This is a genomic window from Enterobacter quasihormaechei (genome assembly GCF_004331385.1).
Classification (GTDB): domain Bacteria; phylum Pseudomonadota; class Gammaproteobacteria; order Enterobacterales; family Enterobacteriaceae; genus Enterobacter; species Enterobacter quasihormaechei.
The window spans coordinates 277,202-302,841 of record NZ_SJON01000003.1; the positions used below are offsets into that span (position 1 = coordinate 277,202).

The following is a 25,640-nucleotide window of genomic DNA, read 5'->3' on the forward strand; positions in this document are numbered from 1 at the left end:
GTGGCCCCGGCAACGGTTACGCCAGCGCGTTTGCCAGCAGGGTAATAGGATGTTCGCAGCGTTTGCTGGTGGACATCTCAATCTGCCATTTACAGGTTTCACAGTCGGTCACGACGATATCCGCGCCGCTCTCTTCAATTTGCCGGAACAGCGGCGCGCCAATTGCCTGTGACGTTGGGTAGTTTTCGCGCTTAAAGCCGTAGGTGCCTGCGATGCCGCAGCAGCGTGAATCCAGCACCGTCAGCTCCAGCCCCGGGATCAGCCGCAGCAGCTCAAGCGTATAGAGCGACCAGCCCATCTTTTCCATATGACATGGCGTGTGATACACCACTTTCAGCGGCAATTTGCCCAGCGGCAACGTCTGCCCGCCGTCCAGTTTGCGCCAGAGAAAACGGGTCGCCAGCTCGATGTGCTCGCACAGGCCGGTGTTATCCACATCCAGCAGATGCGGATATTCATCGCGCAACGTGAAGGTACAGGTTGACGAGGTCGCCAGTACCGGTATGCCTTTGTCGACGATCGCTTCACGTAAAGCGGTGACGTTGCTTTTCGCCTGCCTGCGCGCTTTGTCGATAAAACCGTTGGCAATCAGCGGAACGCCGCAGCACTTCTCTTTGCTCAGCAGCTGAACGCCCGTTCCCATGGCGTTCAGCACGTTCAGCAGGTCTTTCCCCAGCTGCGGATGGTTGTAGTTCACGTAGCAGCCGTGGAAGAAGGCGACCTGCTCGGCGAACCGCGCCTGTTTTGCCGCCACGGATTTATACCAGCGGCGGAAGGTACCGTGAGAATATTTCGGCAGGCTGCGGTGATGGTCGATTTTGAGCGTTGCATCCAGCAGCCTGCGCACCGGCTTCAGGGCGGTGGCGGCATTGACGACCGGCGCGAAAGGCGTCGAGATGCTGCCCATCAGATCGGTATGGCTCAGTATCGCGTCACGTAGCGTCGGTTTCTGCGTGCTGTAGCGCGCGCGGGCGCGCTGGATGATATCGCCAATTTTCACGTCCGACGGGCAGGCAACTTCGCAGCGCTTGCAGTTGATACAGAATTTCAGCGCCTCGTCGTAAAGCGCTCCGTCCTTCAGGCGCAGACGTTCTCCGTCGGGACCGGCCTGCTTCGGGCCGGGATAGCGCGGATCGACGCCGCTGACCGGGCAAACCGTGGTACAGACCGTGCATTTGATGCAGTTTTCAAACCGGGTGTCGTTCATTGTGCTGCCTCCCTGCGCTGAATAATCTGCTCCGCAACGTGCAGCGCGGTGACGGCGCAGACGCCGCCGCCGCAGCCCTGCGCCACGGGATCGTACCCGCCCAGAACCGAGCCGATGGCGTACAGGTTTTCAACCGGTTGCCCGTCCAGCCGCGGGTGCAGCTGGGCGTCGACAATCACCCCGAACTGCTGCCAGGGCTGCGGAGTGAAAAAATCGCTCTGATACCAGTCCGCGCGGGAGGCGCTTTGCCGGACGTCCAGCCCGAGGATCGCCTCGCGCACGCCCTCCCGACTGCTCAGCAGACCGTTACTGAAGAAGCTGCCGCTTGCCAGCACCGTATAGCGTGCGCGAAGCGGGATATCGCCGTGGTTGCGGGTCCAGATTTCGCTTGCCGCGCCTTCTGCCAGGGTGATTTTTTTCACCTCGTCGCCCGCCATCCAGACGCCACCCTGGGCGACAAACTGACGCTGAAGCTGGGTATGCAGACGGATGCCGGGCACAGAAGGGGGGAGCGTCGGCAGTAAACCGAGCGTACAGGGCAGACGCGCCGAGAGCCAGCGCCAGAGCCGGTTATCCGTTAAGCCAAAGCAGGCGGGCATAAACAGGGCGTCGCAGGTCTCGCCGAGCGGTCGAAGCGCCGCGTACAGCTGCGGCCAGTAACGTTCATTATCCAGCAGGCGGGCAATGTTCACCGCCCGAAACTCGCTGGGGTTTTCGCGCAGCACGTCGAGTTCAGGGAGGTCAATCTCGGCGGTATCTGTCTGAACACCCTGCTGCCTGAGAGACGCGGCGGCCAGATGCGGCTGAAAGTCGAGGAATCCGCTGATCCCCACCACCAGCACGCGTTCCGCAGTGATGGGGGCGACAGGCACCTCTTCCGGGCTAAGCCAGGCGGCGCGCAGGGTGCCGAGCGGCGTGACGCGCTGATGGTTAAGCTCCGCGTCACCCTGCATACGTGCGCCGCAGGTGGTGAGCAGATATTCGGTTTCACAGGCAAAGCGGGCCATATTCTCTGCGCCCGTCAGCCGGTAGGGATGTTCAGGCGGCAGATCTTCGAACGACAGCGCGCCCAGTAAATCCAGCGATCCGGAGGAGAAGTGCAGGGCGCTCTGACCACGAGTCACAATGGCGCAGCGCAGACCGCGCTGCGTCAGCTTAAGGCCGCACAGCAGGCCCGCCAGCCCGCCGCCGACGATCACGATATCAAATTTCATGGGGGTGCTCCTTCTCCAGACCGCAAAGCCCCTGATAGACCCAGCGGGTAAACTCGCTTTCGCGCAGGGCATCGCCCCAGGCGACGGGCTGAATGCCTTTCCAGCGCTCGTTTAAAAAATCGCTGAGCTGGGCAAGCGACTGGGTTGACGTGGTGGCGTGAAAACGTTGCAGCAGCCCGGCGGCACGGCAGGCGCACAGCTCCCCCTGACAGGTGCCCATCCCGACGCGCGTGCGGCGGCGTAAATCAAGCAGGCTGTTCACCGTCAGGTTTTCCACGGCATATTGCACCTCGCCTGCGGTCACGGCTTCGCATTCGCACACCAGGCTTCGGCTGAGTCGCCCTTCGCCAAGCCAGGTCGGAGTGCGGTCGCCGTGGCGGTAAATCGCCGAGCCGCGAAGCGGTGCGGGGAGCGAGATGATTTTATGCAGCGTTTTTTCTGTCGAGTGCTGCGAGCCGGGCAGGGCCCGCTCCGCCGTCACGCACGGCGTGGTATTGCCGAGCTTACGGCAGACAGCATCCGTGGCCCACTGCGCCATCAGCCGGTAGGTCATCAGCTTGCCGCCGGTAATGGTGATAAACCCGTCCATGCCGTCACGTTCGGCGTGATCGAGCAGCACGATGCCGCGGCTGACGTTACGTCCGCTCGGATCGTTATCGCTGGCGACGAGGGGACGCACGCCCGCGTAGGCACGCAGAATACGGGTCTGCGCCATCACCGGGGCCAGCTTTTCCCCTTCGCGCAACAGAATATCCACCTCTTCGGCGGTAACCCGGTTGACGTCAATGTCGCTGTAGTCGACGTGCGTTGACGTCGTACCGATGAGCGAAATGGTGTCGCCCGGCACCAGAATGTCGGCATCGGACGGCTTGCGGCAGCGGTTGATGACGTGGTTATTGATGCGGTGATCGAGGATCAGCAGCGAACCTTTGGCCGGGAACATGCGGATGGATAAATCGGCGTATTCCGCGATGCGCTGGCCCCATATCCCCGCCGCGTTAACCACCACGGCGGCATACAGCTCGCGGTGTTCGTTGTACTGCGCATCAAACACGCGCACGCCGCGCACGGTATTGCCTTCACGAATAAGTCCGGTAACGTGGTGCCCGGTCAGGATATGCGCCCCGTGTTCCCGCGCGTCGAGCATATTGGCGGCGGTCAGGCGGAAGGGATCAACGGTTCCGTCAGGCACCTTCACCGCGCCAAGTAACGCCGGGTTCACCGAGGGTTCAATACGACGCGCCTGCGCCGGATCGATCGCCTCAGCCTGAATGCCTGCCGCCGTGCAGGCGGTAATAAAGGTTTGCTGAAAGTCGAGGTCGTCTTCGGGAAGGGTGATAAAAAGGCCGTTGGTGGGTTCAACGCAGTGGCGGGCGATGCGCCTGAGGATTTGGTTTTCAGCGATACATTCGCGCGCGGATTCAGCATCAGTGACCGCATAGCGGGCGCCGCTGTGCAGCAGGCCGTGGTTACGCCCCGTCGCGCCGGTGGCGATATCGTGGCGTTCCAGAAGCGTGACGCTCAACCCCCGCAGGGCGCAGTCGCGTGCGATGCCGGCACCCGTCGCGCCACCGCCAATGATAATCACATCGCTAGAGCGTGGATCGTGAATTGTCATTGCCTTTCCTCTATGTTCGTTTTTTAGCATTTAGCCACAGCGATCGTGTGGTTTGTTTGATTTCGAACATAAACGCGCGAAATTCGAAAGTGAAACGTGATTTCATGCGCTTTTTTGCGCATCCTGTCATATTTCTGTAACAATCTGTGCGTTGATTCACAGTAACATTCACCGTGATTTCTTAACATCGCCGCCTCTGTAGCCGGGCGCGAGATGCCCGGTCATTATTTGAAAGGCCACGGAGGCTGTTATGCTCAGTATCTTTAAACCTGCGCCACACCGGGCGCGACTGCCAGAGGCAGAGATCGATCCTCTCTACCGCCGTCTGCGTTGGCAAATCTTCCTCGGGATCTTCTTCGGGTATGCGGCGTACTATCTGGTACGTAAAAACTTTGCGCTCGCCATGCCGTATCTGGTGGAGCAGGGCTTCTCTCGCGGCGACCTGGGGTTCGCGCTGTCGGGGATCTCCATCGCGTACGGTTTTTCGAAATTCATTATGGGGTCAGTGTCGGATCGTTCGAATCCGCGCGTGTTCCTGCCCGCCGGGCTGATCCTCGCGGCAGCGGTCATGCTGTTCATGGGCTTCGTGCCATGGGCGACCTCCAGCATTGCCATCATGTTCGTGCTGCTGTTCCTCTGCGGCTGGTTCCAGGGGATGGGGTGGCCGCCGTGCGGACGCACCATGGTTCACTGGTGGTCACAGAAGGAGCGTGGTGGCATTGTGTCGGTGTGGAACTGCGCGCATAACGTTGGGGGCGGGCTTCCGCCGCTGCTGTTCCTGCTGGGGATGGCCTGGTTCAACGACTGGCATGCCGCGCTCTACATGCCTGCTTTTGGGGCGATCCTGGTGGCGATTATCGCCTTTGCGCTGATGCGCGACACGCCGCAGTCCTGCGGCCTGCCGCCAATTGAAGAGTACAAAAACGACTACCCGGATGATTACAGCGAGAAGCACGAAGAAGAGCTGACGGCAAAGCAGATCTTCATGAAGTACGTGCTGCCCAACAAGCTGCTGTGGTACATCGCGGTGGCGAACGTCTTCGTTTACCTGCTGCGCTACGGCATCCTCGACTGGTCGCCAACCTACCTGAAAGAGGTGAAGCATTTCGCGCTGGATAAGTCCTCCTGGGCCTACTTCCTGTATGAGTACGCGGGCATTCCCGGCACGCTGATCTGCGGCTGGATGTCGGATAAAGTGTTCAAAGGTAACCGTGGCGCGACGGGCGTGTTCTTTATGACCCTGGTGACCATCGCGACGGTTGTTTACTGGCTGAACCCGCCGGGTAATCCGTCAGTAGACATGGCCTGTATGATCGTTATCGGCTTCCTGATTTACGGTCCGGTGATGCTGATTGGCCTGCACGCGCTGGAGCTGGCGCCGAAGAAAGCGGCAGGCACGGCGGCGGGCTTTACCGGTCTGTTTGGCTACCTCGGCGGTTCAGTGGCGGCAAGTGCCATCGTCGGTTACACCGTCGACTTCTTCGGCTGGGACGGTGGCTTTATGGTGATGATTGGCGGCAGCGTGCTGGCGGTTCTGCTGTTGATCGTCGTGATGATCGGTGAAAAACGTCACCATGCTGAAGTGCTGGCGCGTCGTCAATAAGGAGCCTTGTCATGAAATTCACTCAACTTGCAGCCGGCCTGCTGCTGGCTGGTTTGATGACCGGCTCCGCGCTGGCGGCGGATAAAATCGTGATTGCCCATCGCGGCGCCAGCGGTTATCTGCCGGAGCATACGCTGCCGGCGAAGGCGATGGCCTATGCGCAGGGCGCGGATTATCTGGAGCAGGATTTGGTGATGACGAAGGACGACCGGCTGGTCGTCCTGCATGACCACTATCTTGACCGCGTCACGGACGTGGCGGAACGCTTCCCGGATCGCGCCCGTAAAGACGGTCGCTATTACGCCATCGACTTCACGCTGGCGGAGATCCGCTCGCTGACGTTTACCGAGGGCTTCGAGATTGAAAACGGCAAGAAGGTGCAGGTCTATCCGGGACGTTTCCCGATGGGCAAATCTGACTTCCGTATTCACACCTTCGAAGAGGAGATCGAGTTTGTTCAGGGGCTGAACCACTCGACCGGGAAAAACATCGGTATCTATCCGGAAATCAAAGCGCCGTGGTTCCACCATCAGGAAGGAAAAGACATTGCCGCTACAACGCTGAAGGTGCTGAAAAAGTACGGCTACACCAGCAAGCAGGATAAGGTTTTCCTGCAATGTTTCGATGCGGCGGAGCTGAAGCGCATCAAAACCGAGCTGGAGCCGAAGATGGGGATGGATCTCAATCTGGTGCAGCTGATTGCCTATACCGACTGGAACGAAACCCAGGAAAAACAGCCGGACGGGAAGTGGGTGAACTACAACTACGACTGGATGTTTAAGCCGGGCGCGATGAAGCAGATTGCTCAGTACGCCGACGGCATTGGGCCGGATTACCACATGCTGGTGGCGGAAGGCTCAACGCCGGGTCACGTGAAGCTGACGGCGATGGTGAAAGAGGCGCACGCGAGCAACATGCAGGTGCATCCGTATACCGTGCGTGCAGACCAGCTGCCGGACTATGCGACGGACGTGAATCAGCTTTACGACGTACTGTATAACCAGGCGGGAGTGGACGGGGTGTTTACGGATTTCCCGGATAAAGCGGTGAGTTTTTTGAAGGATAAACGCTGAAATTGCCGGGTGGCGGCTTCGCCTTACCCGGCCTACGAACTGCGGTTTTGTAGGTCGGGTAAGCGTAGCGCCACCCGACACTGTTACATCTCGATCTCTATATCGCCTTTTGCCCGGCAGCAGCAGGGCAAAATTTCCCCTTCACTGATAAAGGCCAGCGGTTCGGTCAGCCAGTCCACCTGGCCTGCGACCAGACGGCAGCGGCAGGAGCCGCAATAGCCTTCACGACACTGGTACTCTACCTCCACCTGATGCGCTTCAAGCGCCACCAGCAGGGAAGGGTGCTCTTCCTGGCACAGCACCTCTGTACCCGAAAGGCGTAGCGTTACGCGGGTCATCAGAGCTGGAAATCGCTCAGATCGTCGGTGTTGACTTCAGAGTCAATCTGACCGACCAGATACGAACTCACTTCCACTTCCTGCGGTGCCACCTGCACGTTATCGGACACCAGCCAGGTGTTGATCCACGGAATCGGGTTAGAGCGCGTCTGGAACGGCAGATCGAGGCCAACCGCCTGCATGCGGATGTTGGTGATGTACTCAACGTACTGGCAGAGAATATCTTTGTTCAGGCCAATCATGGAGCCGTCGCGGAACAGGTAGTCTGCCCACTCTTTCTCCTGCTGGGCGGCCTGCACGAACAGGTCGTAGCACTCCTGTTTGCACTCTTCCGCAATTTCCGCCATCTCCGGGTCGTCCGTACCGCTGCGCAGCAGGTTCAGCATGTGCTGGGTGCCGGTCAGGTGCAGGGCTTCGTCACGAGCGATCAGACGGATGATTTTGGCGTTGCCTTCCATCAGCTTGCGCTCGGCAAAGGCGAAGGAGCAGGCGAAGCTCACGTAGAAGCGGATCGCTTCCAGGGCGTTAACGCTCATCAGGCAGAGGTACAGCTGCTTTTTCAGCGCGCGCAGGTTCACGGTAACGGTTTTGCCGTTCACGCTGTGGGTGCCTTCGCCCAGCAGATGCCAGTAGCTGGTCATCTCGATCAGCTCGTCGTAGTAGTGCGCAATGCCTTCCGCGCGCTTCTGGATCTGCTCGTTAGTGACGATATCGTCAAACACCACCGCCGGATCGTTCACGATGTTGCGGATGATGTGGGTATAAGAGCGGGAGTGGATCGTTTCAGAGAACGCCCAGGTTTCTACCCAGGTTTCCAGCTCAGGAATCGAGATCAGCGGCAGCAGCGCCACGTTCGGACTACGACCCTGAATGGAGTCCAGCAGCGTCTGGTACTTCAGGTTGCTGAGGAAGATGTGCTTTTCGTGTTCCGGCAGCGCCTGGAAATCGATACGGTCGCGGGAAACGTCCACTTCTTCCGGACGCCAGAAGAAGGAGAGTTGCTTTTCAATCAGCTTTTCGAAGATGTCATATTTTTGCTGATCGTAGCGTGCCACGTTGACCGGCTGGCCGAAGAACATCGGCTCTTTGAGCTGGTCGTTTTTCGTCTGTGAAAAGGTGGTATATGCCATGAGTGTGTCCTGTGAGAGATTTTGTCAATCGGGCAAACAAAATCGTAGGCCGGGTAAGCGGAGCGCCACCCGGCATTTACATTAGATCTTACATGCGCCGCTTTCGCAGCCGTCGTCCTGAATTGACGGGGCCAGGTCGTCCTGTGCGTCTTCCGCACCGTCACGGGTGTTGTGATAGTACAGGGTCTTCACGCCAAATTTGTAGGCGGTGAGCAGGTCTTTCAGCAGTTGCTGCATCGGAACCTTGCCTGACGGGAAGCGCGTCGGGTCGTAGTTAGTATTGGCAGAGATCGACTGGTCGATAAACTTCTGCATGATACCCACCAGTTGCAGGTAGCCGTCGTTGTTTGGCATTTCCCACAGCAGCTCGTAGTTGTTGCCCAGCGTTTCGTAGTCCGGCACTACCTGACGCAGCACGCCGTCTTTCGATGCTTTGATGCTGACGTGGCCGCGCGGTGGCTCAATACCGTTGGTGGCGTTGGAGATCTGCGAAGAGGTCTCGGACGGCATCAGGGCAGAGAGCGTGGAGTTACGCAGGCCGTGCGTTTTGATGGACTCGCGCAGGCCTTCCCAGTCGAGGTGCAGCGGCTCGCTGACGATCGCATCCAGGTCTTTTTTGTACGTGTCGATCGGCAGAATGCCTTTCGCGTAGGTGGTTTCGTTGAACCACGGGCACGCGCCTTGCTCTTTCGCCAGCTCGTTGGAGGCTTTCATCAGGTAGTACTGAATCGCTTCGAACGTCTGGTGGGTCAGGTTGTTGGCGCTGCCGTCGGAGTAACGCTTGCCGTTTTTCGCCAGCCAGTAGGCGAAGTTGATCACGCCGATACCCAGGGTACGACGGCCCATTGCGCCGCGTTTTGCCGCCGGGATTGGGTAATCCTGGTAGTCCAGCAGGGCGTCGAGCGCGCGAACCGCCAGCACGGCCAGCTCTTCCAGCTCGTCCAGGCTCTTAATCGCACCCAGGTTGAACGCGGAGAGCGTACACAGGGCGATTTCGCCGTTTTCGTCGTTCACATCGTCCAGCGGTTTGGTCGGCAGGGCGATCTCCAGGCACAGGTTAGACTGGCGCACTGGCGCAACGACCGGGTCGAACGGGCTGTGGGTGTTGCAGTGGTCAACGTTCTGGATGTAGATACGACCGGTAGAGGCACGTTCCTGCATCATCAGGGAGAACAGGTCTACCGCCTTCACGCGCTGCTTGCGAATGCTGTCGTCTTTTTCGTATTTGGTGTACAGACGCTCGAACTCGTCCTGATCGGCGAAGAACGCGTCGTACAGGCCCGGGACGTCGGACGGGCTGAACAGGGTGATGTCTTCACCTTTCAGCAGACGGGTGTACATCAGCTTGTTGATCTGCACGCCGTAGTCCATGTGACGCACGCGGTTGCCTTCAACGCCACGGTTGTTCTTCAGAACCAGCAGGCTTTCCACTTCCAGGTGCCACATTGGGTAGAACAGGGTTGCTGCACCCCCGCGCACGCCGCCCTGAGAGCAGGATTTTACTGCCGTCTGGAAGTGCTTGTAGAACGGAATACAGCCGGTGTGGAACGCTTCGCCGCCGCGGATCGGGCTGCCCAGCGCGCGGATACGGCCAGCGTTAATGCCGATACCGGCACGCTGGGAAACGTATTTTACGATGGCGCTGGAGGTGGCGTTGATGGAATCCAGGCTGTCACCACACTCGATCAGAACGCAGGAGCTGAACTGACGGGTAGGGGTGCGCACGCCAGACATGATTGGCGTAGGCAGAGAAATTTTGAACGTTGATACCGCATCGTAGAAACGCTTCACGTAGTCCAGACGGGTTTCACGCGGGTAATTCGAGAACAGGCAGGCGGCCACCAGAATATAGAGGAACTGGGCGCTTTCGTAGATCTCACCGGTCACACGGTTCTGAACCAGGTATTTACCTTCGAGCTGCTTCACCGCCGCGTAGGAGAAGTTCATGTCGCGCCAGTGATCGATAAACCCGTTCATCTGCTCGAACTCTTCTTCCGTATAGTCTTCCAGCAGATGCGTGTCGTATTTGCCCAGCTCGACCATTTTCACCACGTGATCGTAAAGCTTCGGCGGCTCGAACTGGCCGTAGGCTTTCTTGCGCAGGTGGAAAATCGCCAGACGCGCAGCGAGGTACTGATAATCCGGTGCGTCGCGGGAGATCAGATCCGCCGCTGCTTTGATAATGGTTTCGTGGATATCAGACGTTTTGATGCCGTCGTAGAACTGAATGTGAGAACGCAGTTCAACCTGGGAGATAGATACGTTGTTCAGTCCTTCTGCTGCCCAGTCGAGAACTCGATGGATTTTGTCCAGATTGATACGCTCGGTGGTACCGTCGCGCTTTGTCACCAGCAGACTCTGATTCATGTGGGTTTTTACCTGTCCGTGAAATAAAAAATATCCCCCGCTTATCCACAGATCCGTCTTGTGACTAACTCTGTGGATAAATACTACATATAGGGGTTTTGCGATAAGAATAACGCTATATGGTGAGTATTCTAGTAAGGATTCTTTTCAGTACAAGGGTTGATTTTGACGTTAAATTGAGGTTGTGAAAGGGTAAAAAAGGCTAAGTCCTCGTGCCATAAGGCCTGGAAGAGATGTCAATATTCCAGAAAAAAAATTCAAAATTTGATCGAGTGCTGATTTCTTCAACGGGAGGTCAGAATTGCGCAACATGATGTCGCGCAATCATTATAAGAATAACGGATGACGTTAGTCGTTTTTGGCGGTTGTATGCAACATATAGTTAACATCCACGCCCGGGGCAAGTTTGAATTTATCCGTTAGCGGGTTGTAGTGCAGGCCGGTGATGTGCTGCTCCTTAAGCCATGTCTGGTCAACCCAGCCCAGCAGTTCGGCAGGCTTGATAAACTTCTTCACGTCGTGCGTCCCTTTTGGCACCATGCGCAGCACATATTCCGCGCCCACCACGGCCATCAGCCAGGCTTTGCCGTTGCGGTTGATCGTCGAATAGAAGACCTGGCCGCCCGGCTTCACCAGTTTTGCACAGGCGTTGACCACCGACTGCGGATCGGGAACGTGCTCCAGCATCTCCATGCAGGTCACCACGTCGTACTGGTGCGCATGGTTTGCCGCGTGCTCTTCCACGGTTTCCTGAACGTAGTCTACCTGTACGCCGGACTCCAGCGCGTGAAGACGGGCAACCTGTAGGGGTTCGAAGCCCATGTCCAGGCCGGTAACGGTGGCCCCTTCGCGCGCCATGCTTTCCGCCAGGATGCCGCCGCCGCAGCCGACGTCGAGCACTTTTTTACCGAACAGACCGCCGGAACGCTCCGCGATATAGCCCAGACGCAGCGGGTTAATACGATGCAGAGGTTTGAACTCACCTTCGAGATCCCACCAGCGGGACGCCACCGCTTCAAATTTGGCAATCTCTTCGTGGTCAACGTTGTGAGCCACCGGGGATTTTTCGGCATTCATGGGCGCTTTTACTCCTTATTTAGCAAGACAAATGAGTATATCAGGCAATCCCTGTGAATAAAGCGTATAGGTTTACCTGTATCACCGCGGCTGTGTTATAATTTGCGACCTTTGAATCCGGGATACAGTAGAGGGATAGCGGTTAGATGAGCGACCTTGCGAGAGAAATTACACCGGTTAACATCGAGGAAGAGCTGAAAAGCTCCTATCTGGACTATGCGATGTCGGTCATTGTTGGCCGTGCGCTGCCGGACGTCCGCGATGGCCTGAAGCCGGTACACCGTCGCGTACTATACGCCATGAACGTATTGGGCAATGACTGGAATAAAGCCTACAAAAAATCTGCCCGTGTCGTTGGTGACGTAATCGGTAAATACCATCCCCATGGTGATTCCGCGGTGTACGACACCATTGTCCGTATGGCGCAGCCGTTCTCGCTGCGTTACATGCTGGTAGATGGTCAGGGTAACTTTGGTTCTATCGACGGCGACTCCGCCGCGGCAATGCGTTATACGGAAATCCGTCTGGCGAAGATTGCCCATGAGCTGATGGCCGACCTGGAAAAAGAGACGGTTGATTTCGTTGATAACTACGACGGCACGGAAAAAATTCCTGACGTTATGCCAACGAAGATCCCAAACCTGCTGGTGAACGGTTCGTCCGGTATCGCCGTCGGTATGGCAACCAACATTCCGCCGCATAACATCACGGAAGTGATCAACGGCTGCCTGGCCTACATCGACGATGAAGACATCAGCATTGAAGGGCTGATGGAACACATCCCGGGCCCGGACTTCCCGACGGCGGCGATCATCAACGGTCGTCGCGGTATTGAAGAAGCGTACCGCACCGGTCGTGGCAAGATTTACATCCGTGCCCGCGCCGAAGTGGAAGCGGACGCCAAAACCGGCCGTGAAACCATCATTGTTCACGAGATCCCGTATCAGGTGAACAAAGCGCGTCTGATTGAAAAAATCGCCGAGCTGGTAAAAGAAAAACGCGTTGAAGGCATCAGCGCGCTGCGTGACGAGTCTGACAAAGACGGTATGCGCATCGTGATTGAAATCAAGCGCGACGCGGTGGGTGAAGTTGTGCTGAACAACCTTTACTCCCAGACTCAGCTTCAGGTCTCCTTCGGTATCAACATGGTTGCGCTGCACCACGGTCAGCCGAAGATCATGAACCTGAAAGAGATCCTGAGCGCGTTCGTGCGTCATCGCCGTGAAGTGGTGACTCGCCGTACCATCTTTGAACTGCGCAAAGCGCGCGATCGTGCTCATATCCTTGAAGCACTGGCCGTTGCGCTGGCGAACATCGACCCGATCATCGAGCTGATCCGCCGTGCGCCAACCCCGGCAGAAGCGAAAGCCTCGCTGGTTGCGCGTCCATGGGATCTGGGCAACGTGGCGGCGATGCTGGAACGTGCCGGCGACGACGCCGCGCGTCCTGAGTGGCTGGAACCGGAATTCGGCGTGCGTGACGGTCAGTACTACCTGACTGAACAGCAGGCCCAGGCGATTCTGGATCTGCGTTTGCAGAAACTGACCGGCCTTGAGCATGAAAAACTGCTCGACGAGTACAAAGAGCTGCTGGAACAGATTGCCGAGCTGCTGCATATCCTGGGCAGCGCAGAGCGCCTGATGGAAGTGATCCGCGAAGAGCTGGAGCTGGTTCGCGATCAGTTCGGCGACGAACGTCGTACCGAAATCACGGCCAACAGCTCTGATATCAACATTGAAGATCTGATCAACCGCGAAGACGTGGTAGTGACCCTGTCTCACCAGGGCTACGTGAAGTATCAGCCGTTGACCGACTACGAAGCACAGCGTCGTGGCGGTAAAGGCAAATCTGCGGCACGTATTAAAGAAGAAGACTTCATTGACCGTCTGCTGGTGGCTAACACCCACGATACGATCCTCTGCTTCTCCAGCCGGGGCCGTCTGTACTGGATGAAGGTCTATCAGCTGCCGGAAGCGAGCCGTGGCGCGCGTGGACGTCCAATCGTCAACCTGCTGCCGCTGGAAGCGAACGAACGTATCACCGCCATCCTGCCGGTACGCGAGTACGAAGAGGGCGTGAACGTCTTTATGGCGACCGCGAGCGGTACCGTGAAGAAAACCGCACTGACCGAGTTCAGCCGTCCACGTTCTGCCGGGATTATCGCGGTGAACCTGAACGAAGGCGACGAACTGATCGGCGTGGATCTGACGTCCGGTTCTGATGAAGTGATGCTCTTCTCTGCGGCCGGTAAAGTGGTGCGCTTTAAAGAGAACGCCGTTCGCGCCATGGGCCGTACGGCGACCGGCGTGCGTGGTATCAAGCTGGCGGGTGAAGACACCGTTGTTTCCCTGATCGTTCCTCGTGGCGAAGGCGCAATCCTGACCGTCACCCAGAACGGTTACGGTAAGCGTACGGCGGAAAGCGAATACCCGACCAAATCACGCGGCACGCAGGGCGTTATCTCCATCAAGGTCACCGAGCGCAACGGTTCCGTTGTGGGCGCGGTGCAGGTGGACGACGCGGACCAGATCATGATGATCACCGATGCCGGTACGCTGGTGCGTACGCGCGTGTCTGAGATCAGCGTGGTGGGTCGTAACACCCAGGGCGTTATCCTCATCCGTACTGCGGAAGATGAAAACGTCGTCGGTCTGCAACGCGTTGCTGAGCCGGTGGATGACGAAGAGCTCGACTCTATCGACGGCAGCGTCGCGGAAGGGGATGATGAAATCGTCCCGGAAGCGGACACCGATGATGACGCAGCGGATGACGCTGACGAGTAACGTCTCCTGACGCATAAAGGGCCGGTTTCCGGCCCTTTTGTTTTGCGTAAGCAGACAAGTGAACGTTGCGACAAGCCGCGTTTACCGCTACCTTAACCACATTCTTTTTTCCCCGATGGCGGAGCCTCGCCCCTTTGAAATACCTCGTTTCCTTTCGTACCACGCTAAAAGTCTCTCGCTATCTGTTTCGGGCGCTTGCGCTGCTGCTCTGGTTACTGGTGGCGCTGCTCTCGGTGTTTTACATCGTTAACGCGCTGCACCAGAAAGAAGCGGAGATCCGTCAGGAGTTTAACTTAAGCTCGGATCAGGCCCAGCGCTATATCCAGCGCACGTCTGACGTGATGAAAGAGCTTAAATATATTGCCGAAAATCGACTGACGGCGGAGAACGGCATTCTGGCCCTTCGTGGACGAGATGAAAAAACCGAAGTACCTGATTTCGAACCGCTCTTCCCGGACTCCGATTGTTCAGCCATGGGCAAAGCCTGGCGTGGCTCGCTGGAGTCGCTTTCATGGTTTATGCGCTACTGGCGCGATAACTTCTCCGCCGCCTACGATCTGAACCGCGTTTACCTGATTGGCAACGAAAACCTCTGCATGGCGGATTTCGGCCTGCGGGATATGCCCGTCGAACGCGAAGACGCGCTGAAAAGCCTGCATGAGCGCATCGTGAAATACCGTAATGCGCCTCAGGAAGAGCGTGGAAACAACATCTTCTGGATAAGCCAGGGGCCGCGCATGGGCGTCGGCTATTTCTATGCCCTGACTCCGGTTTATCTCGGCAACCGCCTGCAAGCGCTGCTGGGTATTGAACAAACCATCCGCATGGAAAACTTCTTCACGCCGGGCAGCCTGCCGATGGGGGTGACCATTCTGGATGAAAACGGCCACCCGCTCATCTCCCTTGCCGGGCCTGAAAACCGCCTGAAGGTGGAGCCCAGCTGGATGCAGGAGCGGTCATGGTTTGGCTATACCTCCGGTTTCCGCGAGCTGGTGCTCAAGAAAAGTTTGCCGCCGTCGTCGCTGAGCATTGTCTACTCGCTGCCGGTGGACAAGGTGCTGGAGCGCATTCGCATCCTGATCCTTAACGCCATTTTGTTGAACATCGCGGTAGGCGTGGCGCTGTTTATGCTGGCGAGAATGTATGAGCGGCGGATCTTTATTCCGGCGGAAGCGGATGCGCAGCGTCTGGAAGAGCACGAGCAGTTTAACCGTAAGATTGTCGCCTCGGCGCCAGTGGGGATCTGTATCCTGCGTACTCAGGACGGGACGAATATCCTCAGTAACGAGCTTGCCCATAACTACCTGAACATGCTCACGCATGAAGACCGCCAGCGGTTAACGCAGATCATCTGCGGTCAGCAGGTTAACTTTGTGGACGTGCTGACCAGTACCCACACCAACCTGCAAATCAGCTTCGTCCATTCGCGCTACCGCAATGAAAACGTGGCGATTTGCGTGCTGGTGGATGTTTCTGCGCGCGTGAAGATGGAAGAGTCATTGCAGGATATGGCGCAGGCGGCGGAGCAGGCCAGTCAGTCCAAGTCGATGTTCCTTGCGACCGTCAGCCATGAGCTGCGTACGCCGCTGTACGGCATTATCGGTAACCTCGATCTGCTTCAGACCAAGGAGCTGCCGAAAGGGGTCGACCGTCTGGTGACGGCCATGAACAACTCCTCCAGCCTGCTGCTGAAAATCATCAGCGATATTCTCGACTTCTCTAAAATTGAGTCTGAGCAGCTGAAAATAGAACCGCGTGAGTTCTCCCCGCGCGAGGTGATGAACCATATCAGCGCCAACTATCTGCCGCTGGTGGTGCGCAAGCAGCTGGGGCTGTACTGCTTTATCGAGCCGGATGTGCCGCTGACGCTGCATGGCGATCCGATGCGTCTGCAACAGGTCATTTCGAACCTGCTGAGCAACGCCATCAAATTCACCGATATCGGCTGTATTGTGCTGCATGTCTGTAGGGCAGGGGAGTACCTGACCATTCGCGTGCGCGACACGGGGGTCGGCATCCCGGCGAAAGAGGTTGTTCGCCTGTTCGATCCGTTCTTCCAGGTGGGAACGGGCGTACAGCGCAACTTCCAGGGGACCGGGCTGGGCCTGGCGATCTGTGAGAAGCTGATCAGCATGATGGACGGGGATATCTCCGTCGATACCGAGCCGGGTATGGGCAGCCAGTTCACCATCCGTATTCCGCTCTATTCGGCACACTATCCGGCGAAAGCCACGGTCGACGGGCTGAGCGATAAGCACTGCTGGCTGGCGGTGCACAACGCCTCCTTACACGATTTCCTGACCTCGATGCTGACCAGCAGCGGCGTGCGGGTCTCACGCTATGAAGGCCAGACGCCGGACGCGGATGACATGCTGATCACCGACGTTGAGCCAGACCAGGCGTGGGCGGGACGCGGGGTGGTGATGTTCTGTCGCCGCCATATCGGTATTCCGATTGAGCGTTCGCCTGGGCTGTGGGTGCACAGCGTGGCGACACCGCACGAGCTGTTGGGCCTGCTGGCGCGCATTTACAGCGTACAGCTTGAGGACAGCGATGGCGCGACCGCGCTGGCCTCCCCTGATGAGCTGGCGTCGGTGAACGACGATATGATGATTCTGGTTGTCGACGATCATCCAATTAACCGTCGTCTGCTCGCAGACCAGCTTGGCTCGCTGGGCTATCAGTGTAAAACGGCCAATGATGGCGTGGATGCCCTGAACGTTTTAAGTAAGAACCATATTGATATTGTGCTCAGCGATGTGAACATGCCTAACATGGACGGCTACCGTCTGACACAGCGTATCCGACAGCTGGGGCTGACGCTACCGGTGGTCGGGGTGACAGCCAACGCCCTGGCAGAGGAGAAACAGCGCTGTCTGGAGTCCGGGATGGACAGCTGTCTGTCGAAGCCGGTCACGCTGGATGTCCTGAAGCAGACCCTATCCGTGTATGCGGAGCGGGTACGAAAAGCAAGACAATAAAAAAGGCCCGAAAGGGCCTTTTTTATTTCTCCTGCGGCTGTAGGCCGGGTAAGCGCGAGCGCCACCCGGCGTAAACAGCGAAGATCAATCTTTGTCCGTTGCGCTCAGCGTCACGGAAGAGAGATAGTTCAGCAGGGCGATATCGTTATCCACACCCAGCTTCATCATCGCGGATTTTTTCTGGCTACTGATGGTTTTAATACTGCGGTTCAGCTTCTTGGCAATTTCAGTGACCAGGAAGCCTTCAGCGAACAGACGCAGAACCTCACTCTCTTTTGGCGAAAGACGCTTGTCGCCATAGCCACCCGCGCTGATTTTTTCGAGCAGGCGTGAGACGCTTTCAGGGGTGAATTTCTTCCCTTTCTGTAGCGCCGCCAGCGCTTTTGGCAGATCGGTAGGTGCGCCTTGTTTCAGTACAATCCCTTCAATATCGAGATCCAGAACGGCGCTCAGGATCGCCGGGTTGTTGTTCATGGTCAGAACAATGATCGAAATGTCCGGGAAGTGGCGTTTAATGTATTTGATGAGCGTAATGCCGTCACCGTATTTATCTCCAGGCATGGAGAGATCGGTAATGAGCACATGCGCATCAAGTTTAGGCAGGTTGTTAATGAGAGCTGTGGAATCTTCAAATTCACCGACTACATTCACCCACTCGATCTGTTCAAGTGATTTGCGAATACCGAACAGTACAATCGGATGGTCATCGGCAATAATTACGTTCATATTGTTCATGTATAAGGCTACCTTGCTACAGCAAGCTCTTGACGTAAGCGTCAATGTCGCTGATGTATTTTTCAATGCCAGAGGCATCTTTCTCACGAATTAGATGTTCCAGCGTTTCACATAACTGCTTGCCGGGAACCAGATTAAGCATGGCAAACACCCCTTTAAGCCGGTGTGCTGTCTGTGCCAGCGCTGCAAAATCCTGCGCAGCGGACTCAGTATACAACCGCTTAACATCATCTGGTACTGTATCAACGAAGAGCGAATAATATCCGCTGGCATGGAGTTCTGCATTTTCATCGCCGCCTAACGGTGACTCCAGGATCTCTTCCTGCGCCAGATTCTCTTCAATCAGTTGTAATACAGCTTCCTGCATTGCATTGCTCATATTAAAGTTGACGCGCAGCTGCCCAGGGCCAATTTTCCGCACGCCTGGCTCATCATCGCTTAAAAGCAAGCCTGAGGCAGTAAGATTAGACGGATTATCAGTTAAAAATAGATCAAATTCTTGACTCGCGAGCCTTTCGTCCGGGGTGATGCAGGACGCGCCCCAGTTTTCTAACTGACGAACGACGATATTACGGATCTCGCTGGAGGTCACATCCACCATCACGACCACATCATCCAGCAGACGCTCTTCATCCTCTTCCTGTGGATTCGCCGCCATTTTGACGTGTAAAGAGTAGCGGGTACCGAGGGATTCGCGGGCCTTGATGTTCAGATGGCCGCCCAGCTTGCGCGCCAGCTGATCGCAGAGCCAGAAGGTGAGGGCATTCGCCTTACCGTAGTGGTCACGCTGCGTATCGTTCAGGAACGGGAAGTGCAGGTTATCGATTTCGCTGACGGTCACGCCTTCGCCCGTATCAAGAATGCGGAACGTCAGGCGATCGTCGGTGGATTCATCGGTGCTGACTTCCAGGGTGATCTTGCCGATCTGCGTCGTGGTGACGGCATACTGGATCAGCATCATCAGAATGCGGCGCAGGGCATCACGATCGCCGTGACGCTCGTCGTTGGCCGGTAAATGGTTGTTGATCAACAGCTGGAGACCCTTGCGCTTGATCACCGGCAGCACTTCCGGTACCACCTCATCAATCAGATCCTGGATGGAGAAGAGCGTCGGGGTGCCCTTCCAGATGTCGTTCTCCAGCATATTCGCCAGCTGGATTTCGTCCACCAGACGAACCAGCGAGTCGGCCTGGCTGCTTAGCTGTCGGCTTTCCGGCGTGCTTAAATCAGCAATCTGCGTGGCGAGTGACTTCAGCGGTTGTTTAAAGGCATCGCCGATATTTTGCATAAACGCGGCGCGGCCGTGCTGGTTCTTCTCGTACAGCCTTTGCGCCTGCTTGAGCTTTTTATTTACCAGCACTTCGCGGTCCTGATCGCGAATAATGAAGATTTGCGTGCGCGAGGCGACCTGACTGCGGAACTGACGGATCTCATACAGTTCATTATTAATGGTGGCCTGGATAACGCCCTGATGCTGGTCCGCCATGGCCGTAATATTTTGCAGGTTAAGGTGCGGCAGAAGGTGGTCGGCAATTTTATTGCTCATGACCGTGCGGTTTGCTTCCTGATCGTGAACGAGCACCCCCAGCGGCAGCACGGAAATAATCTCTTCGTTTAAGGCACGCAGGACGCGCAGTTCGTTGCTGGTTCCTGAGGATACCGATGTCGAGTCGCTCTGGCGGCCCGACTGGAAACGAAAGGTGCTGTAGCCAAACAGCGCCAGCGCCAGCAGGCCGATATTCAGGAGTAGCGGCAGGAGAATGTTTTGCAGGGTATCAAGCATCAGGGTGCCAAAAGGCACCTGCCACACCAGCCGCATACCGGTTGAATTGAGCGATGAGGCAATCTCGATTTTTGAGCCATTAAAGGAGATCGCGACGCTGTCCGCGCCTTCTTTGTCCGACGGCGTGCGCATATTCTGGGTGCTGTTGTCTGGCTCCAGACGGAAACTGTCCAGCGGCATATCCGGCGGGATGAGATCGTTAATCGGCAGATCGAAGGCAACCACGGTCGCGAGATGGCCCGGCTGGTTAAAGGTGGTGCGCAGCGTAAAGTAATGGCCGTTCTGCCAGGCGAGGCGGCGTAGCGAAGAAAAACTTTCGCGCTCGTCCAGCGCGTTGGCCTGTTGCAACATTTCTGCCCGGCGGGAATCCACAATACTGCCAACGGTGGTCTCTTTAAAGCCGGACGAGAGGTCCTTAAGCGGCAGGGTAGAGACCAGGATCATGCTGTTGTCCTGACCGTTCAGGTAATACATGGACCACGGAACGGTCTCGGCGCCCCACAGGGTGTCCAGATAGGAGGAGATCCGCTGCGTCATCTCCAGCGTTGCGCTGTCGTGCGAACCGAAAATCAGGGCTTCAGTTTTGCGCTGCGGTTTTTCAAGGTAATAAACATCCTGCTTAAGGCGCGTTTCCTGCAACCCTTCGCCTGACGAGGTGGCAGGCGCGGCGGCGATATTGTCGTAGATTTGCCAGGTCGCATAGCGCCACGTATCAATGCGCTTATGCACCGCGTGGGTGATATCGACGATTTGATAGCTTTTATCTTTAAGCCAGGTGTTCACGGCGCTCTGGACCATCACCCCCATTGTGACTAACAGCACAACGATCAATAGAAGAAAGAAACGGGTGATGCTGCCCGGTAGAAGGGAGAATTTGCTCGGGGCGGTAGTTTCTGTCTGACTCATTGATGTGTTTAACCCGTAATGGCCGCGCGGTAATGGGATAGGGCAGTATAAAGGGTAATAACCGAATTTCCAGCGTCGTTATCGGCATGACCTTGACTTTTTATCTGTCGCAACCCGCTTCAACGACATCCGGGTAAAAGATGTACAAAACCCAGTCAAATGTACAAATACGCCGTCACAACGGCTGAAAAATAGCACGAATTAACAAGAAATTAATTGCGGCTACAAAAAAAGAAATTCTGTAAACGCCAACGCTGAATTTAGTTAATAGTCGTTATCATTACAGGCGGGTAGCACATTAAATGTCTGCTGACGTAAAGAAAGGTAAAAAAAAACCGAATGCGAAGCATCCGGTTCAATTAGGGATAAACAGACATTCAGAACTGAATGACGGTAATAAATAAAGTTAATGATGATAGCGAGAGTTATTTTAGTGGTGTTGAAGGGAATTTTTTTGTCATTCAGTGCGGTACTGTTTTTTAAGTTAATTTATTGAAATTTCTACGATATATTTTTGTTTTGATTATCCGTGCTATATTTTTAAACTTTTGATGCTCTGTGAAAGTTCCTTGAAATTTACAAATTGAAACATCTTGATGGTAAAGTGAAACATCTTCAAAGTTTTCGTATCATATTCCTGTTGGATTATTCTGCATTTTTGAGGAGAATGAACTTGCCGACTGGTTAAGAGGGTTGACCAGTAAGCAGTGGTAAATAATAAGGCATATAACAGAGGGTTAATAAAATGAAAGTTAAAGTACTGTCCCTCCTGGTACCAGCTCTGCTGGTGGCAGGCGCAGCAAATGCGGCTGAAATTTATAACAAAGACGGCAACAAATTAGATCTGTACGGTAAAGTGGATGGCCTGCACTATTTCTCCGATGACGACGGTGCAGACGGCGACCAGACCTACATGCGTCTGGGCTTCAAAGGCGAAACTCAGGTTAACGATCAGCTGACCGGTTACGGCCAGTGGGAATACCAGATCCAGGGCAACTCTGGCGAGAACGAAAACAACTCATGGACGCGTGTAGCGTTCGCTGGTCTGAAATTCGCTGATGCGGGTTCATTCGACTACGGTCGTAACTACGGCGTTGTTTACGATGTCACTTCCTGGACCGACGTTCTGCCGGAATTCGGCGGCGACACCTACGGTTCTGACAACTTCATGCAGCAGCGCGGTAACGGCTTCGCGACCTACCGTAACCAGGACTTCTTCGGTCTGGTTGATGGTCTGAACTTTGCGTTACAGTACCAGGGTAAAAACGGCAGCCCAAGCGGTGAAGGCCAGACCAATAACGGTCGTGACGCGCTGCGTCAGAACGGTGACGGCTACGGCGGCTCTCTGACCTACGATCTGGGCGAAGGCTTCGCACTCGGTACGGCTGTCACCAGCTCTAAACGTACTGATGACCAGAACGCGCCAAACTACTTCGGTAACGGCGATCGTGCTGAGACCTACACCGGCGGTCTGAAATACGACGCGAACAACATCTACCTGGCTGCACAGTATTCTCAGACCTACAACGCGACCCGCGTTGGCGATCAGGGCTGGGCTAACAAAGCACAGAACTTCGAAGTGGTTGCTCAGTATCAGTTCGACTTCGGTCTGCGTCCATCCGTGGCTTACCTGCAATCTAAAGGTAAGGACATCGAAGGCTATGGCGATCAGGATATCCTGAAGTATGTTGACGTGGGCGCGACTTACTACTTCAACAAAAACATGTCCACCTACGTTGATTACAAAATCAACCTGCTGGATGAAAACGACTTCACTCGCCGCACCAGTATCAGCACCGACGATATCGTAGCGCTGGGTCTGGTTTACCAGTTCTAATTGCTCATACTGCAACAAAGGGGCCATCAGGCCCCTTTTTTCATGCTTTTTTAGGGTCTTACAAATACGCTGTTTTAGTGTACTCTTGCCGCCCTGGCATGAGGATAATAACCAATGGAAATGACTTTTTTGCGCGCCAGCTTTCTGGCGACTGTTTTACTCCTGACCGCGTGTGACTCTTCTACGCAGCCCGCAAAAATCGAGGCGCCAGCCGCGACGGTGCTGGAAGGGAAAACCATGGGGACCTTCTGGCGCGTCAGCGTGATGGATATTGATAAATCCCGCGCTGAAGAATTACGCGGAAAAATTCAGGCGCAGCTGGATGCCGACGATCAGCTGCTCTCGACGTATAAAAATGACTCAGCGCTGATGCGTTTCAATCGCTCCAGCAGCACCTCGCTGTGGCCGGTGAGCGAAGCGATGGCCGATATCGTCACGGAATCTATGCGCGTAGGCTACAAAACCAACGGCGCAATGGATGTGACCGTGGGGCCGCTGGTCAATCTGTGGGGATTTGGCCCTGACAAACAGCCGGTGGCTACCCCCGATCAGGCCGCCATCGACGACGCCCGCGCCCGTACAGGGTTACAGCATCTGTCGGTGATCGGCCAGTACGGTCAGCAATACCTGCAAAAGGATATTCCCGATCTGTTTGTGGATCTCTCTACGGTAGGCGAGGGGTATGCGGCGGACCATCTTGCGGCCCTGATGGCGCAGGAAGGCATTCCCCGTTACCTGGTTTCCGTAGGGGGCGCGCTCGTCAGCCGGGGCATGAACGCCAGCGGCAGGCCGTGGCGGGTGGCTATTCAGAAACCAACCGACCAGCAGAACGCGGTGCAGGCGATTGTCGACATCAACGGGCACGGTATCAGCACCTCCGGCAGCTACCGCAACTATTACGAACTGGACGGCAAACGTATTTCGCACGTTATCGATCCGCAAACCGGACGCCCCATCACCCACAATCTGGTGTCCGTTACGGTGATAGCCCCAACCGCGCTGGAAGCGGACGCCTGGGATACCGGACTGATGGTGCTCGGCACGGAGAAAGCCAAAGAGGTGGTGCGCCAGGAAGGGCTGGCCGTCTATATGATCACCAAAGAGGCTGACGGGTTTAAAACCTGGAGTTCACCGCAGTTCAACAGCTTCCTGGTAAGCGAGAAAAATTAAAAAGCAAGGTTGCGGGTTTTTGTTCGGTGGCGTTCAGGCAGGCTAAGCGTATGCTTGTAAGAGGAGCCGATGATGAAAAACACAACCTATCTCACTGATGAGGATCGCTGGCAGGCCGTTCTGGCCCGCGATCCTCATGCGGATAACCAGTTTGTTTTTGCCGTGCAGACGACCGGCATTTATTGCCGCCCGTCCTGCCGCGCCCGCCACGCGCTGCGTAAAAATGTCTGCTTCTATCCTGATGCTCACCAGGCAGGGCTGGCGGGCTACCGTCCCTGTAAACGCTGTTTGCCGGACCAGGACGATCCTATGGCGCAGAAAAAGGCCCGTATTGCGCTGGCCTGCCGGCTGCTTGAGCAGGATGCCGCGCTGAACCTTGACGCGCTGGCGCAGCAGGTTGCCATGAGCCCGTTCCATTTCCACCGCTTGTTTAAATCCGTTACCGGCATGACGCCGAAAGCCTGGCAGCAGGCCGCGCGCGAACAACGCCTGCGCAGCACGCTTGCGCAGGGCGGTAAAATCACCGATGCCGTTCTGGCCGCCGGGTTCCCGGACAGCAGCAGCTACTACCGTAAAGCCGATGGCGCGCTGGGCATGACGGCCAGACAGTACCGCAACGGGGATGCCGCGGTTCGCTATGCCATCAGCGACTGCTCGCTGGGCCGCTGTCTGGTGGGGGAAAGCGAGCGCGGGATCTGCGCGATACTGCTGGGGGATGACGACGCCGCGCTGACGGCCGAGCTGCTTTCACTGTTTCCGCTTGCCGTCCGTGAACCGATGGAAGGTGCGTTTGCCGGGCGGATCCGTCAGGTGATTGCCTCTGTCGACAGCCGCGCAATGCCCCTGACGCTGCCGCTGGATATCCGCGGTACCGCCTTCCAGCAGCAGGTCTGGCAGGCGCTACGGGCTATCCCCTGCGGTGAAACGGCAAGCTATCAGCAGGTGGCGAAGGCCATTGGCAAACCCAACGCCGTGCGCGCCGTGGCGGGGGCCTGCGGGGCCAATAAACTGGCGATTGTGATCCCCTGTCACCGCGTGGTGCGTAACGACGGTGCGCTCTCGGGCTATCGCTGGGGGGCAGCGCGTAAGGTACTATTATTAAAACGTGAGGCGAATAAACAGGAGGGATAATGCTCGATCTTTTTGCGGAGGCTGAACCCTGGCAGGAGCCGCTCGCGCCGGGGGCGACGATCCTGAGACGCTTCGCGCTTTCCCGCGCGGCGGCGCTGTTCGACGGTATTGATGCCGTCACCGCCCGTTCGCCGTTTCGCCATATGGTCACGCCGGGCGGGTATACCATGTCCGTGGCGATGACCAACTGCGGCGAACTGGGATGGGCGACGAATGCGCGGGGCTATTTATATGCGCCGAACGATCCGCTGACGGGGCAGCCGTGGCCGCCAATGCCGGAGGCGTTTCAGGCGCTGTGCCATGATGCCGCCGTCGCGGCCGGCTATCCTGATTTTCGACCCGACGCCTGCCTCATCAACCGCTATGCCGTCGGGGCAAAACTCTCCCTGCATCAGGATAAGGACGAGCCGGATCTGCGCGCGCCGATTGTCTCGGTATCCCTTGGGCTGCCCGCTATCTTTCAGTTTGGCGGGCTGCGGCGCAACGACCCGCTAAAACGGCTGATGCTGGAGCATGGGGATGTGGTGGTCTGGGGCGGTGAGTCACGGCTTTTTTACCATGGTATTCAGCCGCTTAAAAATGGCGAACACCCGGTGGCGGGGGCGTTTCGCTACAACCTTACGTTCCGGCAGGCAGCGTACAGAGAATAAAAATAAGAATTATTCTTGATGTGTGTGAAAGGCAGTT

General features: G+C 56.5%; 17 protein-coding genes. 8 read left to right on the top strand and 9 right to left on the bottom strand.

The features are described from left to right. Nucleotides 1-16 precede the first annotated feature (16 nt). From glpC to glpA, 3 genes are read right to left on the bottom strand one after another with little or no spacing between them, the layout of a single operon-like run. Complete coding sequence (gene glpC, locus E0L16_RS06465; protein ID WP_131636555.1) at nt 17-1,207, bottom strand: anaerobic glycerol-3-phosphate dehydrogenase subunit GlpC; 1,191 nt, start codon at nt 1,205-1,207, stop codon at nt 17-19. Beyond that, nucleotides 1,204-2,421 (bottom strand): glycerol-3-phosphate dehydrogenase subunit GlpB, encoded by a 1,218-nt coding sequence (gene glpB / locus E0L16_RS06470; protein WP_131636556.1) that lies wholly within the window; start codon nt 2,419-2,421, stop codon nt 1,204-1,206. The genes glpC and glpB overlap by 4 nt, the downstream gene beginning before the upstream one ends. Next, a complete protein-coding gene (gene glpA / locus E0L16_RS06475; RefSeq protein ID WP_131636557.1) occupies nt 2,411-4,039 on the bottom strand; it encodes an anaerobic glycerol-3-phosphate dehydrogenase subunit A in 1,629 nt (542 codons plus the stop codon). The genes glpB and glpA overlap by 11 nt, the downstream gene beginning before the upstream one ends. A gap of 250 nt (nt 4,040-4,289) precedes the next feature. Here glpA and glpT point away from each other — a divergent pair, with 250 nt between their 5' ends. Next, nucleotides 4,290-5,642, top strand: coding sequence for a glycerol-3-phosphate transporter (gene glpT / locus E0L16_RS06480; protein WP_063868234.1), 1,353 nt, complete (start codon nt 4,290-4,292; stop codon nt 5,640-5,642). A gap of 11 nt (nt 5,643-5,653) precedes the next feature. Beyond that, entirely contained in the window at nt 5,654-6,715 is a 1,062-nt protein-coding gene (gene glpQ / locus E0L16_RS06485; protein WP_131636558.1) for a glycerophosphodiester phosphodiesterase, read from the top strand. A gap of 83 nt (nt 6,716-6,798) precedes the next feature. On the opposite strand, the gene yfaE is transcribed toward glpQ, so the two are convergent. The 4 genes from yfaE to ubiG form a co-directional block, all read right to left on the bottom strand. Next, nucleotides 6,799-7,053: a class I ribonucleotide reductase maintenance protein YfaE gene (gene yfaE, locus E0L16_RS06490; protein ID WP_063868240.1), complete on the bottom strand. Its 255-nt coding sequence runs from the start codon at nt 7,051-7,053 to the stop codon at nt 6,799-6,801. Beyond that, on the bottom strand, nt 7,053-8,183 hold the full coding sequence (gene nrdB / locus E0L16_RS06495) for a class Ia ribonucleoside-diphosphate reductase subunit beta (RefSeq protein ID WP_058663033.1): 1,131 nt from the start codon (nt 8,181-8,183) through the stop codon (nt 7,053-7,055). The genes yfaE and nrdB overlap by 1 nt, the downstream gene beginning before the upstream one ends. Nucleotides 8,184-8,264: 81 nt before the next feature. Continuing rightward, a complete protein-coding gene (gene nrdA / locus E0L16_RS06500) occupies nt 8,265-10,550 on the bottom strand; it encodes a class 1a ribonucleoside-diphosphate reductase subunit alpha (protein ID WP_023300610.1) in 2,286 nt (761 codons plus the stop codon). A 348-nt stretch (nt 10,551-10,898) separates the two neighbouring features. After that, nucleotides 10,899-11,627 carry a bifunctional 2-polyprenyl-6-hydroxyphenol methylase/3-demethylubiquinol 3-O-methyltransferase UbiG gene (gene ubiG, locus E0L16_RS06505; protein WP_131636559.1) on the bottom strand — a complete coding sequence of 243 codons (729 nt, stop codon included), beginning with the start codon at nt 11,625-11,627 and terminating at the stop codon, nt 10,899-10,901. A gap of 146 nt (nt 11,628-11,773) precedes the next feature. On the opposite strand from ubiG, the gene gyrA reads away from it, so the two are divergent. Both gyrA and rcsC read left to right on the top strand, forming a co-directional pair. Further along, complete coding sequence (gyrA, locus tag E0L16_RS06510) at nt 11,774-14,410, top strand: DNA topoisomerase (ATP-hydrolyzing) subunit A (protein ID WP_112791567.1); 2,637 nt, start codon at nt 11,774-11,776, stop codon at nt 14,408-14,410. A 134-nt stretch (nt 14,411-14,544) separates the two neighbouring features. Continuing rightward, nucleotides 14,545-17,391, top strand: coding sequence for a two-component system sensor histidine kinase RcsC (rcsC, locus tag E0L16_RS06515; RefSeq protein WP_102750732.1), 2,847 nt, complete (start codon nt 14,545-14,547; stop codon nt 17,389-17,391). A gap of 84 nt (nt 17,392-17,475) precedes the next feature. Here the strand turns inward: rcsC and rcsB are convergent, their stop codons facing one another. Further along, entirely contained in the window at nt 17,476-18,126 is a 651-nt protein-coding gene (gene rcsB / locus E0L16_RS06520; RefSeq protein ID WP_003859405.1) for a response regulator transcription factor RcsB, read from the bottom strand. 16 nt (nt 18,127-18,142) lie between these two features. Continuing rightward, on the bottom strand, nt 18,143-20,815 hold the full coding sequence (gene rcsD / locus E0L16_RS06525; RefSeq protein ID WP_063450357.1) for a phosphotransferase RcsD: 2,673 nt from the start codon (nt 20,813-20,815) through the stop codon (nt 18,143-18,145). Nucleotides 20,816-21,560: 745 nt separating this feature from the next. On the opposite strand from rcsD, the gene E0L16_RS06530 reads away from it, so the two are divergent. From E0L16_RS06530 to alkB, 4 genes are all read left to right on the top strand, one after another. Continuing rightward, entirely contained in the window at nt 21,561-22,652 is a 1,092-nt protein-coding gene (locus E0L16_RS06530; protein WP_063450356.1) for a porin OmpC, read from the top strand. A gap of 114 nt (nt 22,653-22,766) precedes the next feature. After that, on the top strand, nt 22,767-23,822 hold the full coding sequence (gene apbE / locus E0L16_RS06535; protein WP_131636560.1) for an FAD:protein FMN transferase ApbE: 1,056 nt from the start codon (nt 22,767-22,769) through the stop codon (nt 23,820-23,822). Between the two features lie 72 nt (nt 23,823-23,894). Then, nucleotides 23,895-24,953: a bifunctional DNA-binding transcriptional regulator/O6-methylguanine-DNA methyltransferase Ada gene (gene ada, locus E0L16_RS06540; protein WP_131636561.1), complete on the top strand. Its 1,059-nt coding sequence runs from the start codon at nt 23,895-23,897 to the stop codon at nt 24,951-24,953. Continuing rightward, entirely contained in the window at nt 24,953-25,603 is a 651-nt protein-coding gene (alkB, locus tag E0L16_RS06545) for a DNA oxidative demethylase AlkB (protein WP_131636562.1), read from the top strand. Before ada ends, alkB begins: the two co-directional genes overlap by 1 nt. Nucleotides 25,604-25,640: the final 37 nt, after the last annotated feature.

Excerpts from the sequence above, each read along its gene's own strand:
- alkB (WP_131636562.1), top strand. The coding sequence starts at position 24,953 with ATGCTCGATCTTTTTGCGGAGGCTGAACCCTGGCAGGAGCCGCTCGCG.
- rcsB (WP_003859405.1), bottom strand. The coding sequence starts at position 18,126 with ATGAACAATATGAACGTAATTATTGCCGATGACCATCCGATTGTACTG.
- ada (WP_131636561.1), top strand. The coding sequence starts at position 23,895 with ATGAAAAACACAACCTATCTCACTGATGAGGATCGCTGGCAGGCCGTT.
- glpQ (WP_131636558.1), top strand. The coding sequence starts at position 5,654 with ATGAAATTCACTCAACTTGCAGCCGGCCTGCTGCTGGCTGGTTTGATG.
- glpC (WP_131636555.1), bottom strand. The coding sequence starts at position 1,207 with ATGAACGACACCCGGTTTGAAAACTGCATCAAATGCACGGTCTGTACC.
- glpA (WP_131636557.1), bottom strand. The coding sequence starts at position 4,039 with ATGACAATTCACGATCCACGCTCTAGCGATGTGATTATCATTGGCGGT.
- glpT (WP_063868234.1), top strand. The coding sequence starts at position 4,290 with ATGCTCAGTATCTTTAAACCTGCGCCACACCGGGCGCGACTGCCAGAG.
- gyrA (WP_112791567.1), top strand. The coding sequence starts at position 11,774 with ATGAGCGACCTTGCGAGAGAAATTACACCGGTTAACATCGAGGAAGAG.
- apbE (WP_131636560.1), top strand. The coding sequence starts at position 22,767 with ATGGAAATGACTTTTTTGCGCGCCAGCTTTCTGGCGACTGTTTTACTC.
- glpB (WP_131636556.1), bottom strand. The coding sequence starts at position 2,421 with ATGAAATTTGATATCGTGATCGTCGGCGGCGGGCTGGCGGGCCTGCTG.
- yfaE (WP_063868240.1), bottom strand. The coding sequence starts at position 7,053 with ATGACCCGCGTAACGCTACGCCTTTCGGGTACAGAGGTGCTGTGCCAG.
- E0L16_RS06530 (WP_063450356.1), top strand. The coding sequence starts at position 21,561 with ATGAAAGTTAAAGTACTGTCCCTCCTGGTACCAGCTCTGCTGGTGGCA.
- ubiG (WP_131636559.1), bottom strand. The coding sequence starts at position 11,627 with ATGAATGCCGAAAAATCCCCGGTGGCTCACAACGTTGACCACGAAGAG.
- nrdA (WP_023300610.1), bottom strand. The coding sequence starts at position 10,550 with ATGAATCAGAGTCTGCTGGTGACAAAGCGCGACGGTACCACCGAGCGT.
- nrdB (WP_058663033.1), bottom strand. The coding sequence starts at position 8,183 with ATGGCATATACCACCTTTTCACAGACGAAAAACGACCAGCTCAAAGAG.
- rcsD (WP_063450357.1), bottom strand. The coding sequence starts at position 20,815 with ATGAGTCAGACAGAAACTACCGCCCCGAGCAAATTCTCCCTTCTACCG.